Origin of the sequence: Gelidibacter maritimus (assembly GCF_014062315.1) — a bacterium.
Taxonomy (GTDB): domain Bacteria; phylum Bacteroidota; class Bacteroidia; order Flavobacteriales; family Flavobacteriaceae; genus Gelidibacter; species Gelidibacter maritimus.
This window is the reverse complement of sequence record NZ_JACGLT010000005.1, coordinates 216,897-243,853: the sequence shown is the minus strand read 5'-3', so window position 1 is coordinate 243,853 and position 26,957 is coordinate 216,897. Positions and strand designations below refer to the sequence as shown.

Here is a 26,957-nt window from a genome sequence, read left to right as displayed (position 1 = left end):
ATACCCAAGCTATGGGAACTAATTTAACATAGGAGTTATATCATTTCGATTTTTAAAGGTCGTACTAACATAATTTTAATTTTGAATACGGCAAACCATAACTCTAATTTAAGAGTCCTAATAAGAATTTGAGATGGAGTTGTCTTTAGAAGGTGTCAATTTTATCCAACGGAAAAACTTTAAGGTTTTGTTGGTGCTTAATTTGATTGACCGTTTTTTTGGATATATAAATACAATATTTTAAAGACGGCGCTTAGAATCTAACGATCCAGTTTTATAACACCTCAAAAGCCGTTTGATAGGTCACCATCGTATCATTTTTTATAAAATTTAAATATTGATCCTGATAGGTTATTTCAGTTGCGAACTGAAGATTTTCAAACTTGGCTGTTTTAAAAGTGAAGTCTTCAATGTCCAATTGCGGACTATCAACTTCAAGTTGTTCAGAATTCAATAAGCCAATTGTTCTTTGTACCACATAAATCCCTTTGGGTACTTCTTCCGATAGGAAACTCCCTTTTGACTCTAAATTGAATAATGGGTACAAAACTAATTCATTGAACAATTCATGTGCTGGGATTTTTAAAACCTTCCGGCGGTCAAACCAAATTTCTATTTGGCTTTTTGGTGTGTTGAGCATTCCTGAAATAAGATTAGCCTCAATATCTTCCAGTTTTTTGATTTTCTTGTCTTTAAGACCATAATAAAAGAAAGGATCCAAAATTAAATCAGGGATACTGCGATTCTTTTTGGTAGCAATTGCCTGCCAACGTTGATAGGTATCTGAACCTAAATGTAATTGCCTTATTTCTATGCCTTCTCCAAACGTATTAATCTTTATTTTAGGCATAGGGTAAAGTTTCAAAAGACTTTATGATAACAATAAATAACCCAATTATATAATTTACCAATTCACTTCACGCAACCCTATTCACCGTTCATTTGCCGAGGTGATACCCGGAAATGCCTCTTTCAGAATCATAATAAAGGCCTAATGCTTTCTAAATTACCGTTAGGTTCGTTTTGTAATTTGAAAATTTGTGTTGTGGATTATAAACAAAGTGTATTTCAATTTTGCTTTTCGAATATATGCAAAACTTTTAGGATTAGGCATCGTTTGAATTCATAATTATAAGCATCCTGGCGATTAATTCTTCGCTTGAATTATTTTTTTATAAAAACTGAGCAAACCCTTCAACAGGTCTCGTCTGATGATCCAAAAACAATTATCTAATCCAATTGCGCTGGGGTATTGCCTGTGCAACTTGGATAGGTCTCGAAATTTTTAGTCAGGAAAACCCAGCTCACAGATACTCGGTTTGCTCAGATAATATCATATCATAGCTCATTGTGTTAAGTGCTTGTTATCGGACTACGAAAAATTCCATCCACTGAAATACCTATGTGTTAAACTTTTGTTTGATCTTTTTTACTTTCTTACGGTGGATATTACTGCTGATAAACATGACATTTTTCTCTTCAGAGGTCAGTTTTAAAAACCTTTCGTAATGCTTTAAGACGTCGGTAATTAATTCGTTTTTTGAAAAGTATGTCACGTTATAGCCTTCTCGCGTATCACCAAAATAGGTTAATGGATAAAAAGATTCTTCAATGTCGGCATCCGGTAAGTTTTTTTCTTTTATAAAATATTCAGGCATATCTCGCGATTCGTTTTTTACGCCATAGATGAAGTTATTCAGCACATCATATTTGATTTCAATTTCTATCCGATTCGGATCTTGATGGTTATGGATCAAGGCATCGATGCCATGTTGTGATAGGACCTCTTGCAGTTCTTCAAAGGCCTCTATAACCGTTGTATTGATAAATCGATCAATCGCTGCGCGATTTTTGAACGTGACAATCTGATTCAGTTTGTCTTTCCATGAATCGGACGACCACAAATTGGTGCTCATTGAGAAGCCGCTCTCGTAATACTTATAGTCAATGCGAAGTGCTTTTACCAAACTCACGATAAACAGGAGCATGATGACGGAAAAGGGCAGTGCGGTAATGAGCGTCATACTTTGTAGAGCAGGCAAGCCTCCCGCATTTAATAAAACCAGCGAAATTACCGCTAATAAAATACCCCAAAGTACGATTTGAAGTTTACTCGACTCCGTTGAGTTTTTTGTGGCAATACTGTCCATCACAACAATACCGGAGTCGGCGGAGGTGATAAAAAATATGGTGATGATGAAGATGACCACATAGCCGGTTATTTCGGTTAATGGTAAATATTCCAAAAAACTAAACATAAGGATATCCGGATTGCTGGCAATGTTGCTCAATGCACCATTGGCCACAAACTCATCAATCCACATGGCGCTGTTTCCGAATACGGTCATCCAAATAAAATTGAAGAGCGCAGGAATGATAAGAACCGCCCCAACAAAATCTCTGATGGTCCGTCCTTTTGATATTTTAGCTATAAACAGCCCTACATAAGGCGCCCATGAAATCCACCAGGCCCAATATAAAATGGTCCAATCATAAAACCAAGGCAGCTCGTCGGTTTGGTAGGCGTGGGTGTTAAAGGTTAGTTCAACAAAATTACTTATATAATTTCCTATACCGGTGGTAAAGCCGCCAAGAATATGAGTGGTGGGGCCAACTGCAACAACAAACAGCAACAATAAAACTACCACCACAATGTTGATGCTACTCAGTATTTTTATGCCCTTGCTTACTCCCGTAACAGCCGAAAGGATTGCAATTCCGACTAAAATACAGACGATAATAATTTGGTATGTAAAACTAGTGTCTGGAAAGATATTCATATTGACCAATCCCGAATTAATTTGAACCACGCCAAAGCCTAAAGTTGTGGTAATGCCAAAAATAGTACTACACAGTGCAAAAATATCGATAACATTTCCCCAACCGCCTTGAATTCGGTCCTTGAGCAGTGGATAAAAGCAGCTTCGTAAGGAAAGCGGTAATTTATACCGGTAGGTAAAATAAGACATGGCCAAACCAACGATGCCGTAAATGGCCCAAGCATGTACGCCCCAATGAAAAAAGGTGTATAATTGTGCGTTCTCCGCTTTGTTGATGCTCGCATCGCCAGCAAAAATATCTGAGCTGTAATGTTGCATCGGCTCGGCGACACTAAAATACATAAGTCCGATTCCCATTCCAGCTGCAAAGAGCATGGCCACCCACGAGAAAAAAGAATGTTCCGGTTGGCTGTCGTTATTGCCAAGTCTGATATTCCCAAATTTGCTTAAGGCCAAATAGAACATAAATCCCACAAAAATGGTAACGGCCCAGACATATACCCAATGGAGATTGGTGAAAATAAAGTTTTTAATGGTTTCTAAAACTGCATTGGTTTCGTTTGGAAATTGACCGGCAAAAACACCCGTTATGGTGATGAATATAAGACTCGGAATGGTGATGCCTTTGTTTAGTGTGATTTTACTGAAAAATGCTTTTTTCATAAGTTTTTATTGAGGGTAATACGAACTGATTATCGGTGCGTTTGGAATATTTTTTATGGATACGTTAAATTTTTTTAACATCGAGATAAGCTTTTGAGTTCTCCTGAGAGACAGCAGTGAGGTTAATTCTGATCTGAACCTGGACTAACTACAACAGCAATGTGTAGGTGATTTATCCATCATTTCAAAGCAACTGATTGTATGGTTTGAACGCATGGCTATACCACCAGTTGCTCTTATTTTAATTCTGTCTGTTAAAAGAACATCCACAGCTTAATGAAGCGTTTCAACCAAAAATTTTAATGGAAACTTAGTTCGGCACCAGTTTATTTTACCACGTTGTATACTGTATGGCCCCCTTTTGTTTCCCGAAAGGTAAATAATTAATATTGGGAGTGCAAGTGGCCGATGGATAAGAATATGTCTTTAACCCATGAAACGCTTCACCGTCAAAAAGAGCAATCGGGTCAAGTTGTTGCAGCTTTTAAATCTCAAAAATTATGTTTTCTTGTGGTGAGGGATGGCTGATAAAAAAACTCATCATCTGTTATTCCAACAGATTAAGGTCATCAATTGCTGAAAAATTGAGCATGCATTCTTATGGCTATTCTTATTAAATGATTTCAATGTGCCGAGGTTTGTAGTTTAAGAATTTGAGTGAGAAATAAGCTTTCAGGAAGTTTTGATTTTTTATAAATCAGGTTTTTAATCGGTCTTAAAGTAGTTTTTAAAAAGATGAATAAGTGATGGTTTTATAAATATATTGCCATTTGATTTTTTTTGTTAAGTTTGTTAGATACAAATTCCTATGTTGTAAAACATGCTTAATTCTGATACTAATCTAATCGAATCTTTAAAAAGCGGCGACAAAAAAGCATTGACTGCGCTTTACGATAAGTATTGGAAACCACTTTTTATATCTTCTTACAATATTCTCAAAAACAAGGAAGTATGTGAAGAGATTATTCAGGATGTCTTTATTGAAATCTGGAACAAGCGCTCTGAACTTGAAATTAAGGTGTCACTACAAAGCTATCTTTATGCTTGTGTCCGGTACAAAGTATTTTATGAATTTAGAAAAAATACGATAATAAGGGTCGAGTTATTTGAAGATTTGAATAGACGCTTCCATTATGCAACACCAGAAACCAAGGTCATGTATAAGGAATTGGAACAGCATATAGAATCTATCGTTGGGAATTTACCTCAAAAATGTCAAAATGTATATCGTTTAAGCCGGAATGAGCATCTAAGTCACAAGGAAATAGCACAACAACTGAATATTTCTACAAAAACAGTTGAAAACCATATTACAAATGCGCTTAAGGTCTTGCGCGCTTCTTTAGGTAATGTCTTATTTATTTTAGTCTTTCTATAACTGTTGTTTTAAAAACCTAAACCTTTAAATATCCGATTATATGTTGGGTGAACCCATCTGTATGTGTCGGTCTCATATCTGTTTTTCCACTATTTGTCTGTCTTAAATTTTCCTTTCCATGGTTCGTTTTTAGAACCTACGGAAGGCCACGTCTTCTTTTAAAAAATACATATTTACCACCTTATAGTATAATCTTTAACCCCGATTATGGTCAAGTCCTTTTTAAGGATAATGCAATGATTCTGTTAACATATTTTTGAAATAATGTATTAATTAAAAAAATTTTTGGAATTTACTTAGGGGATAGGTCATTTATTATACACTATACTAATAGAACGCATAATTTGCGCAATAAACTTTAAGATGAATAACCAAAAAATAAATAAAGAATTTAAAAACTTAATTGAGAAATATCTCGATGGAGAAATCAGTATAGAAGAGTTAAAGAAGTTGGTAAGTTATTATGAAAGCTTCCAAAAATCTAATGAATGGGTTGAGGAATTGGGATCGGAAAGCGAATTGAAAAATAAAATACTTTCTAATATTCTTGAAACCATTCAGGAAGAAACCCCTAAAGCTAAGTTGGTACCATTTTATAAAAAGCCAATATTCAAATACACTGTGGCTGCTTCCATTGCACTTTTAATGGCGCTGAACTTTGTATTTACCAAACCTGACTCTGTTAAAATAGAGCCCACACTTGTGGAGTCTAAAGATATAGTTATAGGAACGGACAAAGCCACGCTAACCTTGGCTGATGGATCTCAAGTAGTTTTGGAAAGTGGTGAATCTTATAAAACCGCAAACGCCAATAGTAATGGAAAGGAAATTATATATGATGCTGGAGCAAACGCATCATCAGAAGTCCAATATAATTACTTAACCATTCCCAGGGGAGGTCAGTTTTTTATCAAATTATCTGATGGAACCCAGGTCTGGTTAAATTCGGAATCGCAGTTAAAATATCCAGTGCATTTTGTGTCTGGTAAAACACGTGAAGTTGAGTTGATTTATGGTGAAGCTTACTTTGATGTGTCCCCAAGTGTACATCACCAAGGCGCAAAATTCACGGTTAAAAATGAATCGCAAAATATTAATGTGATCGGTACAGAATTTAATGTTAAAGCTTACAAGTCAGAAAATCAAATCGTAACCACTTTGGTGGAGGGTAAGGTTGAAATTGCAAAAGAAAAGGACAGGGTGCTCTTGAATCCTAATCAGCAATCTGTTCTTGATATGCAAAATGATAAGATAGCGGTTAAAGAAGCAGATGTTGCTCAGGAAATCTCTTGGCTCAAGGGCTTGTACACCTTTGACGAAGCCTCCTTGGCCGATATTATGCGCACGCTATCTCGATGGTATGATTTCGACGTCGATTTTAAAAATACAGAAAAACAAAACTATGTTTTTACCGGTGTTTTGGAACGATCAAAGTCCATCCAAGATATTTTGAAGAATTTAGAAGCCACGGGCGAGGTTCAATTTAATATTGAGAATAAAATGATAACAATTGAATAAAACGAATACGATGAAACACTATTGAATTAAAAAAGAAAAGGCTACACCTCTCACAGCAATAGCCTTTCCACTAAGAGAGTAATTAAAACAAGTTTAACTAAACCAGAACAAATTTATGAAATTTTATCCTGAAATGGCATTCCTTTATCCGAGGAATCTATTAAAACTGATCATGAAAACCTTTTTTCTATTATGCTGTACGGTGGTCTTTGCTTTAGGCCCTAACGATGGATTGGCCCAAAATGCCAATATTGTTATTAATAGCAACCAAACCTTAAATGTAAAACAGGTTTTTAAGCTGATTAATAAACAAACGAATTACCGTTTTGTATATCGCAATGACTTAGTCAATGATGCACCTCACATCATCGTTGAAAAGGGGACAATCAAAACGAAAGACTTATTGAATAATATCTTGACACCCATTGGTGTTGATTACATATTTTCTGACGACACCATAATTATTAAAAAAATGGAGGTCGTTGCCCAGGATGTCAAAAACACGCCCTTAGTAGCCATTCAATCTTTGGTGGAAGGTGTGGTGACCGATGCTGACGGAATGGTTTTACCTGGTGCAAGTATCCTTGAAAAAGGAACTACAAATGGTGTAACCGCAGATTTTGATGGAAAATTCTCTCTGGAGGTGCAGTCTAAACAATCTGTCTTAGTCATTTCCTATATGGGTTTTGTTACCCAAGAAATTGTAGTTGGAGATACCAAAGTGTTTAATATTACCATGATTGAAGACGCAGATGTGTTGGATGAGGTGGTGCTGGTAGGTTATGGAACACAAAAGAAAGTGAATGTAACTTCCGCGATTAGTACTGTAAACACTGATGATTTGGGAGATATTACAGAGGGCAATATTGGTGCTGCCATTCAAGGTAGGGCGCCGGGGCTATATGTAAGAGACGCCGGTTATAACGAAGGGATTGGCTTTTTGATTCGTGGCTCCACGACTATTGGTAATAATACGCCGTTATTTATAGTAGATGGTGTTCCACAAGATGCCTTAACGATAGATCCTAAGGATGTTAAAGATATCTCCATTTTAAAGGATGGCGCTGCTTCTGCAATTTATGGTTCCAGAGCAGCAGCCGGTGTGGTGTTGATTACTACTAAAACCGGAGATAATGAAAAAGCTTCCTTTAACTATGAAACCTATAGTAGTTGGAGTAACGTCACCACCACGAGATCTTTTGTAAATTCCATTGAATCTGCTAGGATCATGAACGAAGCTTCTGTAAATTCTGGCGGCGATCCTTTATTCTCACAAGAACAGATCAATTATTTCAGAACCGGAGAAGAACATTTCTATGCCAATATCAACTGGGTTGATGAAATACTCAAAACAGAATTTGCTCATAGTCATTTTTTAAGTGCTCAAGGCGGCAGTGAGAAATCATCCTATTATGTATCCTTGGGATATAGAAATGCGGATGGTATTATGGTAAAAAACATTGATAATACACGTTATAACCTGCGCGCCAACCTAAACGCACAGTTGGCCGATAATCTTAAGTTGGCAACAAATATAAGCTATATTATTACCGATAGTACCACGCCTAGTGTGAACGACGGGATGGATAATATTTATCTACACGCCAATGTTACTGCTCCATTTATGCCCATAAAAATGGGCGATGAAGAAGACGCTGTGTATTCTGACCAAAGTCAGGCAGGTGATTATTTCAGATGGTTCAATAATCCACTTTGGGAGCTTGGTGGCGGTAAAAATAGGACGGTCGGAAAGAATTTTTCTGCTAACCTGAGTTTGGATTGGGAGCTATTTGACGGCTTTCATGTTCAAGGAAACTATTCTGGTATTTTCTACAACCAAAAGTCATCGGCCATGAATTATCGGGCAGTAGCTAGTGGGGGACCATCATGGTTTGCAGAGTTTAATAATTTAAATCAAACCTACAATGATAATAGACAAATCAATGCGCAAACGTTTTTAAGTTATGAAAAAGAAATTGGAGACCATTACTTCAATATCCTTGGAGGCTGGGATGTCCAATTTAATAAAGATTCATTTCTAACGGCGGGTCGCGAAAATTTCCAATTTGACGATTATTTGTCTGAGTTTGATGCACCCAATTCAGGTGATAAAGAGGACATCACAAATTTAAGTAGTAATACCTTCGAAAACGTCTTGCAATCTGCCGTAGGACGTATCGACTATAATTATGCTGGGAAATACCTTTTAACCTTAGTGGGACGCTATGACGGTGCGTCAATTTTTGCCCCTGAAAACAGATATGGGTTTTTTCCAGCTGCTTCTGCAGGGTGGTTAATCTCGAGAGAAGATTTTTACACTTCAGAAACAGTGAATTATTTGAAACTAAGAGCTTCATACGGGGTTACTGGAAATAACAGGGTAGATGGAACCTACTTCTCCAATATCTTATTTGGCCAATACTATTTTGGGTTGAATGAAACTGTAGGTGTTACGGCAAATGAAGCTGAATTGCCATTTAGGGATTTAAGTTGGGAAACCACCAAAACTGCGAATATCGGGGTTGATTTTAGTATAAAAAATCGTCTCTTGGACGCAAGTATTGACGTCTATCGTAAAATCACCGATGATATTCTTTTGCCAAGCCCAGTTCCTGGGACCGTGGGCACCGATAGAAATGGTCCTGCTATTAATGCGGGAAGAGTCCAAAATACAGGGGTGGAACTCACACTTAGTCACCGTAATGCTGTTTCTAAAGACTTTAGCTATGGCATTTCTGCCAATGCATCGTATAATAAGAATGAAATCTTAGATCTTACTGATGCCTTTTCAGAATACAGTACAGACTATAGAATTGGCGATCCGTTAGGCGCTGTATATGGCTATAAGGCCGATGGTATTATCTCTTCAGATGCCGAGTTGCAAGCCTACAAGCAGGCTATTACCTCTGGGGCAGACCCCAATACATCGTTAGGAGATATTAAATATGTGGACGTCAACGGCGATGGAAAATTAGATTTTAAAGACCAAGTGGTCATCGCAGAAACAGTACCAAGGATTAATTGGGGCCTTAGGTTAAGTGCCGAATATAAAAATTTCGATTTCCAAGCTTTCTTTCAGGGCGTAGGGAAAACCAAACAATACCGAAGTACTGATCTCTTCGGAAACTATAGCTGGATTCCGCAAGAAGCTACGGATGCATGGAGTCCTGAAAATACAGACGGTAGCTATCCGCGGGTTTTACTCTACGGGCAGCAAACATATTTTAGAAATTTTAATACCACTTCCAGTTTTTGGGCATTTAACGCTGCTTATTTAAGGTTAAAAGATGTTCAATTAGGCTATAACCTGCCATTGAAGGAACAGAATTTCATCAAGAAAATGAGAATTTATGTTAAGGGTACCAATGTACTTACGGTTTCTGATTTTAGACCAGGGTTTGATCCCGAATCCAGTGGTTTGGGTATTCCACCATTAAAAACCTTTTCAATGGGATTAAATGTTAATTTTTAATATAAACATCATGAAAAAATTCAAATATATATATCAAGTTTTAATAGTCATAAATGCACTGCTATTGGTGGGTTGCTCCAATGATGACTTGACCACGCTGCCGGTTTCATCCATCTCTGAAGATGAGTTCTGGACTTCGGAAGAGCAGGTTATAATGGCTACCAATGCCGCTTATTTAACTTTGGAAAATAACGATAAGATAGAGTGGGATGGGTTTACTGAAGTGCTTTTTAGTCAAACCGGCTCCACCAAAGAAATTGCAACAGGAGGTATCAATCCTGGTTCGGATGTTGTTAATTCACTTTGGACCGATGCTTATCAGAATATTCGAGAGGCCAATTGGTTTTTGAACAATGTCGAAAAATCTCCAGTTAGTGGCAATGAGCTGGATAAGTATACCGGCCAATGGCGTTTTGTTAGAGCTTGGGCGCATTACAAACTTATGTATCATTTTGGAGGCGTCCCGATTGTAACAGAAGTTCTCAAAGTTACCGATGGTCGGGTTAAACCAAACTCTAGAGCTGAGGTTTTGGCTTTTGTCCTTTCAGAATTGGATCATACCATTACTGAATTGTCAGCAGCAGATTACAATCCTGAAGGGGGTAGAATTACAAAGTGGGCGGCTATGGCCTTAAAATCCCGTATTCTATTGTACGAAGGGACCTTAAATGATAATCAGGATGATTTCCAATTAAGTGCCAATATTTCTAAAGACATAATTGAACAAGGTGGATTTGGCCTACATCCCAATTATACTATGCTTTTTCGCCCAGAGGGAGATAATAGCAACGAAGTCATATTGGCGAGAATCAATGCCGATAAAGAAGGCGAATATCATAATTTAGGAACTAGATTAGGGCCACCGAGTTTCCATGGTAGTTATAATACTTATTCACCAACACGGGCATTAGTGGCAAAATATCCTGACATCAATGGGGTTGCTATTGAAAATAGTACCTTGTATGACGCCGATGAACCTTTCAAAAACAGGGATCCAAGGTTGAAGCAAACCGTATTCGACTGGACAAAAGATGTAGTCTATGAAGGCGCTGAATTTATTAATACGGGCACTTGGTATAATTTTAGAAAATTTATTGATCCGAATGAAAAATCAGATAGAAGCCATGCCGATCACATCATCCTGCGTTTAGGTGAAGTCTATCTTAATTACATCGAAGCACAGAACGAGCTGAATGGCCCTAGCCAAGAATTATTGGACTACTTGAATGAGCTTCGTACCCGTGCAGGAAAAGGTGCAGCCGATGACGGTAGCGATATTGCGGTCCCACCAATAGCATTGGCAGGTTTAACAAAGGAAAGCTTTAGGGAGATCATACGTAGAGAACGCGTAATTGAATTGGTTGGAGAAGGCAACTTGTATTATGATTATCACCGTTGGGGCTTATTGGAAGAAACAATGAACAAGCCAGCAGAGGCCGTTAAGCCTTTGGAAAATAGAACCTTTACGGCACCAAGAGATTACACATGGCCAATTCCTGATTTTGAACTTATAAATAATCCTAACTTAACTCAGAATACCGGGTATTAAAAACAGAATTTATAAGGAAGTCATGCAATAGTACGCACCTTAGTTTACGGAAACCATTGGGTTTTGCTATTTACTTTATAGTTTTATCCAATGGCCGGAAACTATTTTTGAAGTATTGTTTGTATCACTGTAGGATAACTTTTCCTATAACTCAAAAATACAGAAATAAGAAGAAACCGTGCGGTCAGTATTTATTATGACTGCCAAGAATGAAACTGCTTCGATTTTCGATTTTTTGGTCAGGAGAAGAACACTTAGCCATCCACAAGGTAAGTGCAGAAAATGGTAAAGTTAAAGTCATCGGCATTGCGCCGATAGCACCTGCTTGTGGATTATTTTAAAACCGAGACTCACTTTATAACAGCTTGATTCACTCCTTTTAGGCCAAAGTTGTCAATTATGGTGTGAAGGCAAAAACAAACCTGAAACTTGATAGGTTTGGTTGGGAAGCGCATAGGGTTGAAACAACAAAAAATTAAAAGTGAACCTTTCAAAAATCTCTTATAACGCGTAAAATGCTATAGGTAAAATATTAATTATGAATAAAATTGCAGCCTTACTTGGTCTCCTTCTCATTTGTTTTTCATGTCAAGGTTTCGAAAAACAACAATCTGAAAAACCGGATGTCGATGGAGGCACCAAAGATCTCAAAGTGATGACCTTCAATATTTGGCAAGAAGGCACGATGGTAGAAAATGGCCTGGATAAAATCCGGGATATCATCATTGAAGCCGATCCAGATCTTGTGGGCTTTACCGAAGTCAGAAATTACGAAGGTGAGGATTGGACTTCAAAAATTGTAAAAAAATTAGCCGATAAAGGAAGTCATTACTCTGGCATGTTTGCGGGCGGTGATGTGTCCCTGATCAGTAAATTTCCCATTACAGCTTCCCATCTTATATTTGATGGCGAGGGTTCAGTGGTGAGATTTAATGTGAAAGTGGACTCACAAACTATTGTGGTGGCGGTTGCGCATCTCGACTATACGGGTTATGCCTGCTATTTGCCACGAGCTTATTACGGTGGCACGCCCAATTGGAATTTTATCAAGGACAGAAAAGGAAACAAGGCGCCCATTACCGATGTGGATGCGATTATGGCTTACAATCAAAAATCAACGCGAGAGGCGCAAATTCAAGCATTTCTAAACGCCGTGAAAGACGAAACCAATCCTGTCATTTTGATGGGCGATTTTAATGAACCTTCGCATTTGGATTGGACTGAAAAAGCAGCGCAACGATTTGATCATAATGGGGTAGTTATAAAATGGCCAAGTACTTATGCCTTATATCAAAATGGATTTACAGATGCCTATCGCGAATTTCATCCTGATGAATTGACTCATCCTGGCATCACCTGGCCTTCAAAAGCCCATGGAAAGGGCTCGACAAGCTGGACCCCATTATCGGATGAACGGGATCGGATTGATTATATCTTTTATAAAGGAAATGGCATTAAAACCACGTTTGCCACGTTGGTAGGACCAAAAGAATCTTACGCTTTTGATGAACTCACAACAACCCATACCTCTGGCGATCATTTTTTGGCCGATACCTTAGCATGGCCTTCAGATCATAAGGCGGTACAAGTCACATTACGCTTTAAATAAAAAGAAACAGCAATGAAAACAAGAAGAAATTTTATAAAACAAACCATGGTGGCTACGGCAGGTTTGGCCTTGACACCATCATTAACATTTGGAGTCAGCCAAACCCATAACGTACAGAAACTTAAGTTAGCATTTATAGGCGTAGGAGGTCGTGGTATGGAACATGTACGAAATGCCGTGAAAAGAAAGGATGTGGAAATTACCGCTATTTGCGATATCGATCCAGCAGCCATAAAAAATGCTTTGAAAGAGATCAATAAGTTTGGGTTTAAACGCCCTGAAATCTACAATAAAAGTGAATACGATTATAAAAACCTATTAGAGAACAAGGATGTAGAGGCCGTAGTCATTTCTACGCCTTGGTTATGGCACGTGCCCATGACGAAAGACGCCATGTTGGCTGGGAAATATGCTGGTGTTGAGGTGTCTGCAGCAAATACCATGGAAGAGTGCTGGGATCTTGTCAACACCCACGAACGTACAGGCACCCATATGATGATTCTCGAAAACGTGAATTACCGTCGTGATGTTATGGCCGTTTTAAATATGGTGAGACAGGATGTTTTTGGAGAATTGGTCCATTTTAGATGCGGGTACCAACACGATTTGCGCGACGTTAAATTTAATAATGGCAAGCAAATTTACGGTGGCGGGGTTGAATTCGGTGAAAAAGGAATGTCAGAAGCACGATGGCGTACGCAGCATTCATTGTTAAGAAACGCCGATGTTTATCCTACTCACGGAGTGGGACCAATTGCCGTGATGTGCGATATTAATCGGGGCAATCGGTTTTCATCTTTAACCTCAAATGCTACAAAAGCCATCGGACTAAATAATTACATTGTTAAGAACGGCGGAAAAGACCATCCTAATGCCAAGCTCAAATGGAAACAAGGCGATGTCATTACAACCACCATTGAAACCGCTTTAGGGGAAACCATTATTGTTACCCACGACTGTAATTTGCCACGGCCATATTCTTTAGGGTTTAGAGTGCAAGGTGCCAATGGTTTGTGGGAAGTAGATGGCAATAGAATCTACATTGAAGGGCAGTCAAAATCACATCAATGGGATGATGCCGATGACTGGCTTAAAAAGTACGATCACCCTTTATGGAAAAAATATGGAGAAATGGCTTCAGGTGCCGGTCATGGCGGTATGGATCACTTTGTTCTGAATGCTTTTGTCGAATCGGCAAAACGGAATATTGCACCGCCAATGGATGTTTACGATGCCGCCGCTTGGAGTGCCGTCACCCCTTTATCTGAAATGTCTATAGAAAATAATGGACAACCTCAAGATTTTCCAGATTTTACCAGAGGGAAGTGGATCAAGAGAGAACCATTTACTTGGATGAATGAAGAGTTTTGACAGTATATGAAAAATCACTTATTTATTATATGCTTGATTTTGATGCCTACTTGCATGCAGTCAAATACGGCAAGTCAGATTCAAGAACATAAGAAGCTTATCAAAGCTGAGGATTTTGGAATCATCCCCAATACGTCAAAGGATATGGCGCCATTTTTTAATGATTTGATTCAAGAAGTTTCTAAGTTTTCTAATGTGACCATCAAATTTCAAGAGGGTAGATATGATTTTTGGCCAGAACATTCACCAAAACGCGAATATTTTATCTCAAATACCTCAAGTGAAATTGAATGCCCTTCCAAAACAAAAACCATAGCTTTATTATTGGAGGGTTTAGAGAATATCACTATTGAAGGCAACGGAGCTCTTTTTATCATGCACGGGAAAATGATCAATTTTGCGTTTGTGAATTGCAAGAACATTATCATGCAAAACATCAGTTTTGACTATGAACGGGCGACCATGTCCGAGCTGAAACTCGAAGCGGTTTCGACTAATAGCATTACGGCAAGTATCAACCCAAGTTCTACGTTTAGGATTATAGAACATCAGATCGAGTTTTATGGCGACAATTGGACACTCGAAAAACACCACACCATTGCAGTAGATCCTGAAATGGCAGCTTGGTATTACAGCGATTTTGGTCCTCTATTAAAAAGTAAAGCAGAAAAAATTGCACCCTATAAGGTGGTCTTTACAGGCGATTTCTCAAAAGCTAATTATAAAGAAGGACAGGTTTTAACGGTTAGAGATCCGATTAGAGATCAAGTGGGAGGCTTTATTGCTTATAGCAAGAATGTTGAGTTAAAAAACGTGAACATGCATTATATGCACGGCATGGGCATCATAAGTCAATTCTCTGATAACATCACATTTGATGCGGTTAACGTCCAACCCAGAAAAGAAACCGGAAGACTAATTGCTGCCTTTGCCGATGCTTTCCATTTTTCAGGTTGTAAAGGACAGATCACAATTAAAAATTGTACCACTAATGGTGCCCATGACGATGCTGTAAACATTCACGGTACCCATTTAAAAATTAGAGAAAAACTAGCTCATAATATTGTCAACTTGGAATTTATGAACCATCAAACTTATGGTTTTGATGCTTTTTTTAAAGGTGATACTTTAAATTTTACCCATTCTAAAAGTCTGCAGGTCTATGGTCAGGGCATCGTAAAGAAGGTCGCAAAAATTAGCGATAGGATTGTGCAAATCGTGTTGATGGAAGATTTACCGAACGACTTAAAAATAAATGATGTGGTTGAGAATATCACTTGGACGCCTTCAGTAACCATCAAGGATAATTATTTTTCCGGTACAAACACGAGGGGCGTTTTACTAACCACCAGAAGAAAAAGTGTCATTGAAAATAATGTGTTTTATAGAACAGGCATGCACGCCATTTTAATTGCCAATGATGCGTCCAGTTGGTATGAGGCTGGTGCCGTGAGAGATGTCACCATTAGGGGAAACCAGTTTATTGAATGCGGTTATAATCAGTCGCCAGACAGTTACATAATTAATATCTGGCCAGAGAATCATGAAACAGTACCCAACTATTTTGTACATGAAAATATTGTTATTGAGGACAATCTGTTTCAATCATTTGACACTCCGATTCTAAAGGCGAAAAGCACGAAAGGAATTCTATTTGAATATAATAAAATAGTGGTTTCAGATATTTTTGAACATTTAAAAGCAGGGAGACCTTCGTTTTATTTTGATCAATGTACCGAGGTTTGTCTTATCTTGGAAAAATTCGATAGTAATAACTTTGAAGCGATGACTACGACTAAAAACATGTCTAATAATGACATTATTGTTAAGGATTCGAAACAAATAAACCCTAAATATTAATAAACAAATGACCAAATTGAAAATTAAAGAAACACTTGTCGCGTCTCTCACTTTATTGATGTTCTCCTCTTGTGCCCAAGATAAATCATCAATGGATTTATGGTACAACGAACCCGCTGCCAATTGGATGACCCAAGCCCTACCTATTGGAAACGGTTATGTAGGTGCCATGTTTTTTGGAGGCCTGCAAGAAGAACAGATTCAGTTTTCAGAGGGTACGCTGTGGTCTGGCGGGCCTGACTCCAATCCCAACTATAATTTCGGAATTCGAAAGGACGCCCATAAACACCTGTCAGAAGTTAGGACCTTGTTGAAAGAGGGAAAGAAGGCAGAGGCCCATAGAATTACCCAATCCCAGTTCACCGGAATCATCGACACTGGTAAGCAATACAATGCCGACTTTGGTGATTATGGCGCTCAACAAACCATGGGAGATATTTTCATAAAGGTGGGCCATTCTGGAGACGTTAGCAATTACAAACGCGGTCTTGACATCAACAATGCTTTGGGCAAGGTAGAATACAGTATCGGGAATGAAACATATAGCCGAACGTATTTTGGTAATTATCCGAGTAATACCATGGTCTATCGTTTTGAAAGTTCAAAAAAGACAGATTATGAAATCCGTTTTGATAGTCCACATGTCATGGTTTCACAGGATTTCAAAGATGGTGTTTTTGCCTTTGAAGGGAAAGTTGCCGATAATGGAATGCCATTTGAAACAAAACTGTCTTTGAAATTATCAGATGGACAAATCACCTATAAGAATGGGATTATTTATATAAAGGATGCGAACGATGTCATCATTCTAAACACATCTGCTACCGCTTATACACTAAATTACCCGACCTATAAGGGTAATGATTATAAAGCGGCCAATAACGCAGTAGTGCAGAAATGGGAGAACTCGACTTATGAAGATTTGAAAAAGGAGCATATCAGCGATTATTCTAATTTGTTTGATAGGGTGAGCTTGAATTTGGGCGAAAGTCCAAAAGTTGATCTTCCTACCAACGAACGTTTGGTTGCTTACGCCAATGGCTCAGACGACAATGCTTTAGAGAGTTTGTATTTTCAATATGCTCGATATTTAATGATCTCGGCAAGTCGCCCCAACACCATGTCCATGCACTTGCAGGGCAAATGGAACCATTCCACCAATCCGCCATGGGCCGCCGATTATCATAGCAATATCAATCTGGAAATGATCTATTGGCCAGCAGAGTTGACCAATCTTTCAGAATGTCACGTGCCGTTTTTGGACTTTATAGAAAGTCTTGTAGAACCTGGGAAATTGGCTGCCAAAGAATTTTTCAATACCCGAGGCTGGATGACCAATACCATGACCAATGCCTATGGTTACACCTCGCCGGGATGGGGTGTGGATTGGGGATTCTTTCCTACAGGTGCCGCTTGGTTTTCACAACATTTATGGGACCATTACGACTTTACTCAAGATAAAACCTATCTAAAAGAAAATGCTTATCCCGTTATGAAGGAAGCTGCCCTGTTTTGGATCGATTACCTGACCATGGATGATAATGGGAACTTAGTGTCAACCCCGTCTTATTCTCCAGAACACGGTGGGATATCAGAGGGCGCATCTATGGACCATCAGATTGCTTGGGATATCTTGAACAACTGTATTAAAGCTGCTGAGGTGCTGGAGATAGATGATGAATTCACCGCAACAGCAAAACGTACCAGAGATGCGATCTTAAAACCTAAAATTGGTTCTTGGGATCAATTACAGGAATGGACCGAAGATGTGGATGACCCAAAGAGCGATCACCGTCATGTTTCCCATTTATTCGCATTACATCCAGGTAATCAAATCTCAACGGCTCAAACTCCAGAATTGGCCGAAGCGGCAAGAGTTACCTTAAACGCTCGTGGCGATAGTGGAACAGGTTGGTCGCGTGCATGGAAAATGAACTTCTGGGCACGTCTCAACGATGGAAACCGTTCGCACAAAATGCTAAAAAACTTATTAAAACCTGTTTCTGATACAAGCGTTGAAATGTCAACGGCAGGTGGAACCTATTCCAATTTACTATGTGCGCATCCGCCATTTCAATTGGATGGCAATATGGGTGGCGCTTCCGGAATGGTGGAAATGTTGCTCCAGTCGCAATCAGGAATCATTGAGCTGTTACCGTCATTACCCGATGTATGGCCAACAGGAGAAGTCAAAGGCCTAAAAGCCCGAGGTGGATTTGAAATCGATATCCTTTGGAAAGATGGACTTGTTGTGGAAGCAAAAATTATTGGAAAACCCAATCAGTCCGGCGAACTAAAAGTCAATAATGAAAGATTGACTTTTAAATTAAATACCGAGGGTATTTATACCTATTCAGACAAAAACTAAAATATTAAAAATATAGAATCATATGAAATTTCAATTTAAGTATTACAGCCTCATAGCTCTTGTAGCGATAGTCTCCTTCGGACAACTTCAAGCACAAAACAAAGTGCTTATCATTGGCATAGATGGCACCCGACCGGACGCTTTATTGGCAGCCAGAACTCCAAATCTCGATCAATTATGGGAAAACGGCGCTTACTCATTCAAAGCAAAAACGGACGATCTGAGCTGGAGCGGTGTCTGTTGGACCAGCATGCTTACTGGCGTTTGGAAAGAGAAACACAACGTCTATGGCAATGGCTATGAAAATCCTAATACTGAAGAATATCCTCATTTCTTTAATTTGGCACGACAACAACAACCCGATTTACGCACGTATTCCATTATCAATTGGTCTCCAATTCATAAGATCCTTAATAATAATGACGCCACCGTTATGAAACACAAATTGACCGATGGCTTAGTCACTAAAAGTGTTAGCAAGACTCTAAGAAATGAAGATGTTGATGTGATGTTTGTGCATTTGGACAATGTGGATCATGCGGGTCATAGTACTGGGTTTACGCCAGATAATCCAAAATATATTAAGGCCATTGAAAAATCGGATAAAAATATTGGCAAGATTCTGAAATCCCTTAAAAAACGAAAAAATTATGCCAACGAAAACTGGCTCATTTTAGTCTCTACCGATCATGGTGGTAGCGGGACCAATCACGGTGAAGCAACGCCTGAACATACTACCATATTTTATATTGCTTCTGGAAAAGACGTTAAGAAAGGAGAAATTCAAAAACAGGTTTATATCACTGATGTAGCCGTAACCGCACTTAAACATTTAGAGATTGCCATTAAAGACGAGTGGCAATTGGATGGAAATGTATCAGGGTTGAAATAGATTTCTAAAATGAACAATACTGAGATGAAATCGGTTTTCTATCCTTTTGGACTTTGGATTGTAGTGTTCATACTTTTCTTAGGCTGTAAATCGGAACCTGAGAAAACAGATAAAGTATCCGTCAACCTCATTGATTACGTCGATCCTTTTATCGGTACAGCCTTTCATGGACATACCTTCCCCGGTCCTGTGCGGCCTTACGGCATGGTGCAATTGGGCCCGGATACCAAATTGAACGGTTGGGATGCTTCCAGTGGCTACCATTATGATGACAGCACCATCTATGGGTTTTCGCACACACATTTGAGCGGTACAGGCATAGGCGATATGGGCGATGTTCTGCTCTTGCCCTTTACAGATGATATTGACAAAAAACCGATAGCGACCTTCAATAAAGCAGACGAATCAGCAAAAGTGGGGTATTATAAAGTGGCCTTTAATAACTATGACGTCACAGCAGAATTAGCAGTAACCGAGAGGGTGGGTCTGCATAAATACACCTTTGACAACGATACGGAAAAACGAGTCTTGTTTGACTTGGCCCATACCTTGCAAAGAACATGGGGCAACAGTAATGTGCATAATGAGCTGGAGGTTGTGGATAGTGTCACGATTAGAGGCCTCAAGCACACCACAGGATGGGCCGATGACCACAAAGTGTACTTCTATGCCGAATTTTCCAGTCCGTTTGCAGTGGAACAGATCAATATCGATTCTGTAAATGTCTCCAACCGCGCCATCGCGAAAGGTCAAGATGTTTATGCCTATCTGAAATTTGATGCCCTGAAGGCTGATGAACCCCTTCAGGTTCGCGTGAGTATTTCATCAGTTGATACTGACGGCGCTAAAAATAACTTGGCTACAGAATTATCACATTGGGACTTTGATAAGGTAAGAGTGGACACTGAAGACGCTTGGCAAAAGGCACTTAAGAAGATTAAGGTTCAAACAAAAAATGAGGACGATCTGACCATTTTTTATACCGCTTTATATCACAGCATGATTGCGCCGATGACATATCAGGATGTCGATGGGCGCTACCGAGGCATGGATAAGGAAATTCATCAATCGCCAGAAGGCGTTACCAACTATACTGTGTATTCCTTATGGGATACGTTTAGAGGTCTTCATCCGTTAATGACCATTATTGACGAACCAAAATCGGTAGAATGGGTCAATAACTTGATGTTGAAATATCAGGAAGGTGGCATCTTACCTATGTGGCCATTGGCTTCAAACTATACAGGAACCATGGTAGGCTATCCAGCGGTAGCAAATATTGCAGACGCGCTGTCAAAAGACCTTCCTGGAATAGACAAGACATTGGCTTTGGAGGCCACATTAAACAGTGCCTTATATAAACCTTGGATTGTTGAGGACGATGCGCTCAATCCGAAGAAAAAATCCTTGATGCCATTGTATAATAAGTATGCCAATGCCAATAAACATTTCCCCGCAGATAAGCTGATAAAGTCGGTGTCCTTTGGATTGGAAATGGCTTATTATGATTGGTGTATTGCCGAAATTGCAAAATTAAACAACAATGATTCCCTTGTTGCTGTTTTTGAAAAGAGAGCTAAAAATTACCAACATTATTTTGATCCGAGCACAGGATTTATGCGTGGTAAAAATGAAGATGGCTCTTGGGTAACTCCTTTTAATCCTCGATATTCCAGTCACAAAGAGTCAGATTATACCGAGGGCAATGCTTGGCAATGGACCTGGTTTGTGCCTCACGATGTGGACGGCATTATCGAGTTGTCTGGCGGTCGCGAGCGGTTTACCCAAAAGTTGGACACCCTGTTTACCACCTCTTCGGAAATTGTTGGCGAAGATGCCAGCAGTGACATTACAGGATTGATTGGCCAGTATGCGCACGGTAATGAACCGAGTCATCACGTTGCTTACTTGTACACCTATGCGGGTCAACCATGGAAAACCCAAGAGTTGGTCGATCAAATTTTAAATGATTTTTATACCTCAGAACCTGATGGCATTATTGGCAATGAAGATTGTGGACAAATGAGTGCGTGGTATATATTAAATGCGATGGGTTTTTATCAAGTGGCACCAGGAAATCCCGTTTACACTATAGGACGCCCTATTTTTGATAAAGTTGAAATCCCATTGGATTCAGGTAAAAATTTCACCATCATCACCGAAAACAACAGTCCTGAGAACAAGTATGTGCAAGCGTTTTATGTGAATGATGTGAAACAAAATGGGCTGTTTTTTAAGCATTCAGATATTAAAAATGGTAGTACTCTTAAAATTGTCATGGGTAATAATCCTAAAATAAATTAGGAATGAAAGCGATATTAAAACTCATCTTCTTTATAGTCCCATTAGGCATCATCGGACAACAAAAAAATCTGCCATTTCAAGATCCCTCGTTGGCGATTGAGGTGCGGGCAGAGGACTTATTAAATCGCTTAAGCTTATCGGAAAAGATCGGGCAAATGCAAGATGTGGCTCCGGCAATTGAACGTCTGGGAATTCCAAAATATAATTGGTGGAATGAATGTTTGCACGGGGTCGCCAGAGCTGGTTCAGCAACATCATTTCCACAGGCTATCGGGATGTCGGCTACTTTTAACGTATCACTTCTTAATCATGTGGCCAGCGCCATTAGTACCGAAGCACGGGCAAAGTTCAATCAAAGTATCGCCTTGGGGCAGCGCAACCGCTATCAGGGCTTGACCATGTGGACGCCCAACATTAATATTTTTAGAGACCCAAGGTGGGGGAGAGGTCAAGAAACCTACGGTGAAGATCCTTTTTTAACCTCCCGGATGGCCGTAGCTTTTGTAAAAGGCTTGCAAGGTGATGACCCCAACTATTTTAAAGTCATTGCCACGCCCAAGCATTATGCCGTACATAGCGGTCCGGAGTACAACCGACATAGTTTTGATGCCTATACTGATCCAAGAGATTTATGGGAAACCTATTTGCCAGCTTTTGAAGCGGCCATAGTGGAAGGGGAGGCATTTTCTATCATGTCTGCTTACAATAGGTACCTTGGGGCTTCGGCTACCGCAAGTCCACTTTTGCTGGGTGATATCTTAAGGGATCAATGGGGATTTAAGGGTTATGTCGTTTCGGATTGTGGTGCCGTTTTGGATATTTATAAATACCATCATATTGTGGCAACTGCCGAGGAAGCATCAGCTTTAGCGGTGAAAGCAGGATGCGATTTAGATTGTGGAACGAGTTATGCAACTTTAGCCAATGCGGTGGAACAAGGCTTGATTACAGAAGCAGAAATCGATACCTCTTTAACACGGTTGATCGTCGCCAAGCTCAAATTGGGGCTCTTAAATCCTTTAGACCAAACACCGTTTTCAGATATCCCTGAGTCCGTAATAGAATCTGAAGCACATCAACAATTGGCACTGCAATCGGCGCGAGAATCCTTGGTGTTGCTAAAAAATGAAAATAGAATTTTGCCATTATCAAAAAACATAAAAAATATTACGGTGATTGGGCCAAATGCCAACGACCGCCATTTTGTGCTTGGAAATTACTTCGGAACACCAAACCATTCAAAAACAATATTGAAAGGCATCAAAGATAAGGTGTCCAAGCAAACGAAAGTCCATTACTTTAAAGGCGTCAATCTTATTGATGACCAACCAATTTTTGATGTCGTTGGAGATGATTTCTACAGTGGAGAAGTGACCGCCGAATATTATAATAATGCCAACCTGAAAGGTAATCCATTCGTTGTAAGTACTGTGAATTTTGTCGATTTTGAGTGGGGTGGTGCAGCACCTGTTCCTGTATTGACCCCGGGCGATTTCTCAATTCGCTATTCTGGAATTTTAAAACCTGACTTCACCGGAGAAGTCGCTTTAAATGTGCTTCAGAGCGGCGGAAGCTACAAATTGATTGTGGATGGCAAGGAATTTATGGTAAGTCAAGAGGATTCAGATCCTAAACCTAAAACACTATTTGTAGAAAAAAACAAGAAATATGCATTCGTCATAGAATATCAATGTACCAATCCGTGGATGGCTTCTGTTCAATTAATGTGGGATTTGGAGCATAGACTGGGCAAAGAAAAGATGTTTCAAAGTGTCAAGGAAAGTGATGCTGTGATTTATGTGGGCGGCATTACGGCACGATTGGAGGGCGAAGAAATGCCCGTGGATGTGCAAGGCTTTTATAAAGGCGACCGCACTACTTTAGATTTGCCAAAAGTACAACAGGAACTGCTCAAGGAATTGCACAAATTGGGCAAGCCAGTAGTGTTTTTATTGACCGGCGGTAGCGCCATGACCATTAATTGGGAACAGGAACATCTTGATGCCATTCTTAATATCTGGTATCCAGGACAGGGTGGTGGCGATGCTGTTGCTGATGTTCTTTTTGGAGATTACAATCCGTCCGGGAAATTACCCATAACCTATTACAAATCAATTGATGATTTGCCTCCTTTTGAGGACTATCATATGAAAGGTCGCACCTATCGTTATTTTGATGGCGAAGTGCTTTATCCTTTTGGTTACGGATTGAGTTATACTGATTTTTCCTATTCGAAGCCCCAATTATTGAAATATAGGCAACAAAAGACCGAATCAAATCTTGTGGAAGTTACAGTAACGAATAATGGAAATTACGACGGAGAAACGGTAGTTCAGTATTATGTAAATGATAAAGAGGCAAGTGTTACAACCCCGTTAAAATCACTAAAAGGCTTCCAGAAGGTTTTCTTGAAGAAGGGAACATCAAAAGTTGTGCGATTTGATATCACCCCTAAAGATATATCCATATTTAATAATCAAGGCGAATCCTTTATTGAACCTGGGATATTTGAGATTTATGTTGGGGACAGCTCAACAACCACTAACAAGACTTTATTAACCGTAGAATAATACACCATGACTCTTCTAACCACAAAAACCGTTAATCTTTTCGTTACCTTTTTAACAGCTATGCTCATGATCAATATAAGTGTAAATGCTCAGAATAAAATAACAATCGATTCTCAATGGGAGTTCCGTCAATCCAATATTGGAGAATGGCTTCCAGCAACTGTTCCTGGGACGGTCCACACCGATTTATTAAACAATAAAATCATTGAAGATCCCTATTATCGCACCAACGAAAAGGACTTGCAATGGATTGATAAAGTGAATTGGGAATATAAAACCACATTTAATATTGATGCATCGGTTTTCAATAAAGAACATATCGACATTATTTTTAATGGTTTGGATACCTATGCCGATGTGTATTTAAACGACTCCCTTATTTTATCGGCAGATAATATGTTCAGAACTTGGAAAGTGGACAGTAAAAAGCTTCTAAAAAACGGTGCAAACGATTTACATATTGTTTTTCACTCCCCAATCAACAAGGGGATGGCACTTTATGAAACCTTCGGAATTCCGCTGCCTGCCAATAACGATCAATCGGAAAACGGTGGGCTGGGTTCAAATAAAGTGAGTGTGCACACCAGAAAAGCTGGCTATCATTATGGCTGGGATTGGGGCCCAAGATTTGTGACTTCGGGAATCTGGAGAACCATTGAAATCAACGCTTGGAACACCGCACAAATTGACGATAGTTATGTGGTGACGCGCAGCATCGATAGAAATTCGGCACATTTAACGGCAGATGTAACCATTAATTTATCCACACCAGGCAATTACACACTAATCACAAAATTAGATGGTCAGAAAGTAGCACAAAATGACGCTTTCCTTGAAAAGGGCGTGCAGGAGATAAAATCCGAGTTCAAGATTAGAAACCCTAAGCTATGGTGGCCAGTAGGTTTAGGTGACGCCCATTTATATACGGTTACACAAGAACTTTATTTGGATACTGAGTTAATAGATGTTAAAGAAGTAAAAACTGGAGTTAGAACCGCACGATTGATCCAAGAGGAGGATGCCGATAAAAATGGGAGAAGTTTTTATTTTGAAGTGAATGGCGTGCCAGTTTTTGGAAAAGGTGCCAATTACATTCCGAATGATCTTTTTTTGCCTCGCGTCACTTTAGAGGATTATGAAACGGTGATCAATTCTGCCGTTGAGGCCAATATGAACATGCTTCGCGTATGGGGTGGGGGTATTTATGAAAACGACGAGTTTTATGAGTTATGCGATGAAAAAGGCATTATGGTTTGGCAGGATTTTATGTTTGCCTGCAGCATGTATCCAGATACACCAGAACTTCAGGAAAGCATTAAGCAGGAAGCAATTGATAATGTCCGCCGCTTAAGAAATCATCCGTCCATTGTGTTATGGTGTGGCAATAATGAGATCGAAGTGGCCTGGTCTGAATACGACCATACCCGAGGATGGGGCGGTTGGAGAAAGGAATATCCAAGAGAACAGCAAAACAAAATCTGGGCGGCCTATGAGACCATTTTCCATGACATTCTACCTAAAGTGGTAACTGCTGAAACCGAACTTATCGATTATTGGAAATCGTCGCCGTCAGCAGGACCAGAACAAGTGGCTACAAACGAAACCCGATCTGGAGACAACCATTATTGGGGCGTTTGGCATGGCCTTCATCCCTTTTCGGATTTCAATACTTACATTCCGCGATTTATGAGCGAATATGGTTTCCAGTCTTTTCCAGAATTTTCAACCGTAAAAAAATACACCATTGAATCCGATTGGGATATTGAATCTGAAGTGATGGCAGCCCATCAGCGCAGTGGTATTGGGAATTTGCGGATCAAACAATATATGGAATCCCATTATAAAGATCCCAAGGATTTCGAATCGTTTTTATATGTGAGCCAACTTTTGCAAGCAAAGGGGATCAAAGAAGCCATAGAGGCACATCGGAGAAATATGCCGTATTGCATGGGGTCTCTTTTTTGGCAAATTAACGATTGCTGGCCCGTAGCGAGTTGGTCGAGTATGGATTATTATAAAAACTGGAAGGCACAGCAATACATGACTAAAAAAGCGTTTGCACCTATTTTTGTTTCGCCAAAAGTCAATGGCGAACAACTCGAATTTTATGTGATTTCGGATGAATTAAAATCACAAAGAGCCGAATTGAAGGTCACCGCTATGGATTTTAATGGTCACATTATAAGTTCCTCAAACAACACGATTAAGATTGATCCCAATACCAGTAATATCTATCACACCGTTGACGTCAGTACATTGATTAAAGACTATAAAATGGAAGACGTGGTAGTGCTTTCGGAAGTGATTGTAAATGGTGAAATGGTTTCAGACAATATTACTTATTTTGCCGAACCAAAAGATATTGAGCTATTTCAACCAGAAATAATTAAAACTTTCACTGTTTCTGATGACGGAAAAACACAATTGACTTTGAGTTCAAAAACTTTGGTTAAAGATGTGTTCATTACGATTGATGGCGCTTCTTTGAAGTTGTCGGACAACTATTTTGATTTGTTGCCTGATTTAGAGAAAACAGTAACATTTGAAAGTTCAGATGTTGACCCTACGAAAATTAAAATTACGTCATTATTTGACACTTACTAAAATTATAAATTCTGAAATA

The 26,957-nt window shown here is 39.3% G+C and carries 14 protein-coding genes; 12 read left to right on the top strand and 2 right to left on the bottom strand.

The annotated features are described in order from the left end of the window. Positions 1 to 274: 274 nt before the first annotated feature. Entirely contained in the window at positions 275 to 850 is a 576-nt protein-coding gene (locus tag H3Z82_RS08770; RefSeq protein ID WP_182205037.1) for a hypothetical protein, read from the bottom strand. A 550-nt stretch (positions 851 to 1,400) separates the two neighbouring features. Beyond that, entirely contained in the window at positions 1,401 to 3,443 is a 2,043-nt protein-coding gene (locus H3Z82_RS08765; RefSeq protein ID WP_182205034.1) for a BCCT family transporter, read from the bottom strand. Between the two features lie 820 nt (positions 3,444 to 4,263). On the opposite strand from H3Z82_RS08765, the gene H3Z82_RS08760 reads away from it, so the two are divergent. The 12 genes from H3Z82_RS08760 to H3Z82_RS08705 all read left to right on the top strand — a co-directional run bounded on the left by H3Z82_RS08760 (position 4,264) and on the right by H3Z82_RS08705 (position 26,938). After that, entirely contained in the window at positions 4,264 to 4,821 is a 558-nt protein-coding gene (locus tag H3Z82_RS08760; RefSeq protein ID WP_182205032.1) for an RNA polymerase sigma-70 factor, read from the top strand. A 363-nt stretch (positions 4,822 to 5,184) separates the two neighbouring features. Then, entirely contained in the window at positions 5,185 to 6,339 is a 1,155-nt protein-coding gene (locus H3Z82_RS08755) for a FecR family protein (protein WP_182205030.1), read from the top strand. A 172-nt stretch (positions 6,340 to 6,511) separates the two neighbouring features. Beyond that, entirely contained in the window at positions 6,512 to 9,811 is a 3,300-nt protein-coding gene (locus H3Z82_RS08750; protein WP_182205028.1) for a SusC/RagA family TonB-linked outer membrane protein, read from the top strand. Positions 9,812 to 9,821: 10 nt separating this feature from the next. Further along, a complete protein-coding gene (locus tag H3Z82_RS08745) occupies positions 9,822 to 11,360 on the top strand; it encodes a RagB/SusD family nutrient uptake outer membrane protein (RefSeq protein ID WP_182205026.1) in 1,539 nt (512 codons plus the stop codon). Positions 11,361 to 11,898: 538 nt separating this feature from the next. Continuing rightward, positions 11,899 to 12,969, top strand: a complete 1,071-nt coding sequence (locus tag H3Z82_RS08740; RefSeq protein WP_182205024.1) for an endonuclease/exonuclease/phosphatase family protein — start codon at positions 11,899 to 11,901, stop codon at positions 12,967 to 12,969. 12 nt (positions 12,970 to 12,981) lie between these two features. Continuing rightward, positions 12,982 to 14,340: a Gfo/Idh/MocA family protein gene (locus H3Z82_RS08735; RefSeq protein WP_182205022.1), complete on the top strand. Its 1,359-nt coding sequence runs from the start codon at positions 12,982 to 12,984 to the stop codon at positions 14,338 to 14,340. A gap of 54 nt (positions 14,341 to 14,394) precedes the next feature. After that, the gene (locus tag H3Z82_RS08730) at positions 14,395 to 16,200 is read left to right on the top strand and encodes a right-handed parallel beta-helix repeat-containing protein (RefSeq protein ID WP_182205020.1); all 1,806 of its coding nucleotides are present in this window, start codon (positions 14,395 to 14,397) and stop codon (positions 16,198 to 16,200) included. A gap of 7 nt (positions 16,201 to 16,207) precedes the next feature. Continuing rightward, a complete protein-coding gene (locus H3Z82_RS08725; protein WP_182205018.1) occupies positions 16,208 to 18,568 on the top strand; it encodes a glycoside hydrolase family 95 protein in 2,361 nt (786 codons plus the stop codon). 22 nt (positions 18,569 to 18,590) lie between these two features. After that, positions 18,591 to 19,460 carry an alkaline phosphatase family protein gene (locus H3Z82_RS08720; RefSeq protein ID WP_182205015.1) on the top strand — a complete coding sequence of 290 codons (870 nt, stop codon included), beginning with the start codon at positions 18,591 to 18,593 and terminating at the stop codon, positions 19,458 to 19,460. A gap of 9 nt (positions 19,461 to 19,469) precedes the next feature. Next, entirely contained in the window at positions 19,470 to 21,764 is a 2,295-nt protein-coding gene (locus tag H3Z82_RS08715) for a GH92 family glycosyl hydrolase (RefSeq protein ID WP_220459153.1), read from the top strand. A gap of 2 nt (positions 21,765 to 21,766) precedes the next feature. Continuing rightward, complete coding sequence (locus H3Z82_RS08710; protein ID WP_182205006.1) at positions 21,767 to 24,334, top strand: glycoside hydrolase family 3 C-terminal domain-containing protein; 2,568 nt, start codon at positions 21,767 to 21,769, stop codon at positions 24,332 to 24,334. Positions 24,335 to 24,400: 66 nt separating this feature from the next. Further along, entirely contained in the window at positions 24,401 to 26,938 is a 2,538-nt protein-coding gene (locus H3Z82_RS08705; protein ID WP_182205004.1) for a beta-mannosidase, read from the top strand. Positions 26,939 to 26,957: the final 19 nt, after the last annotated feature.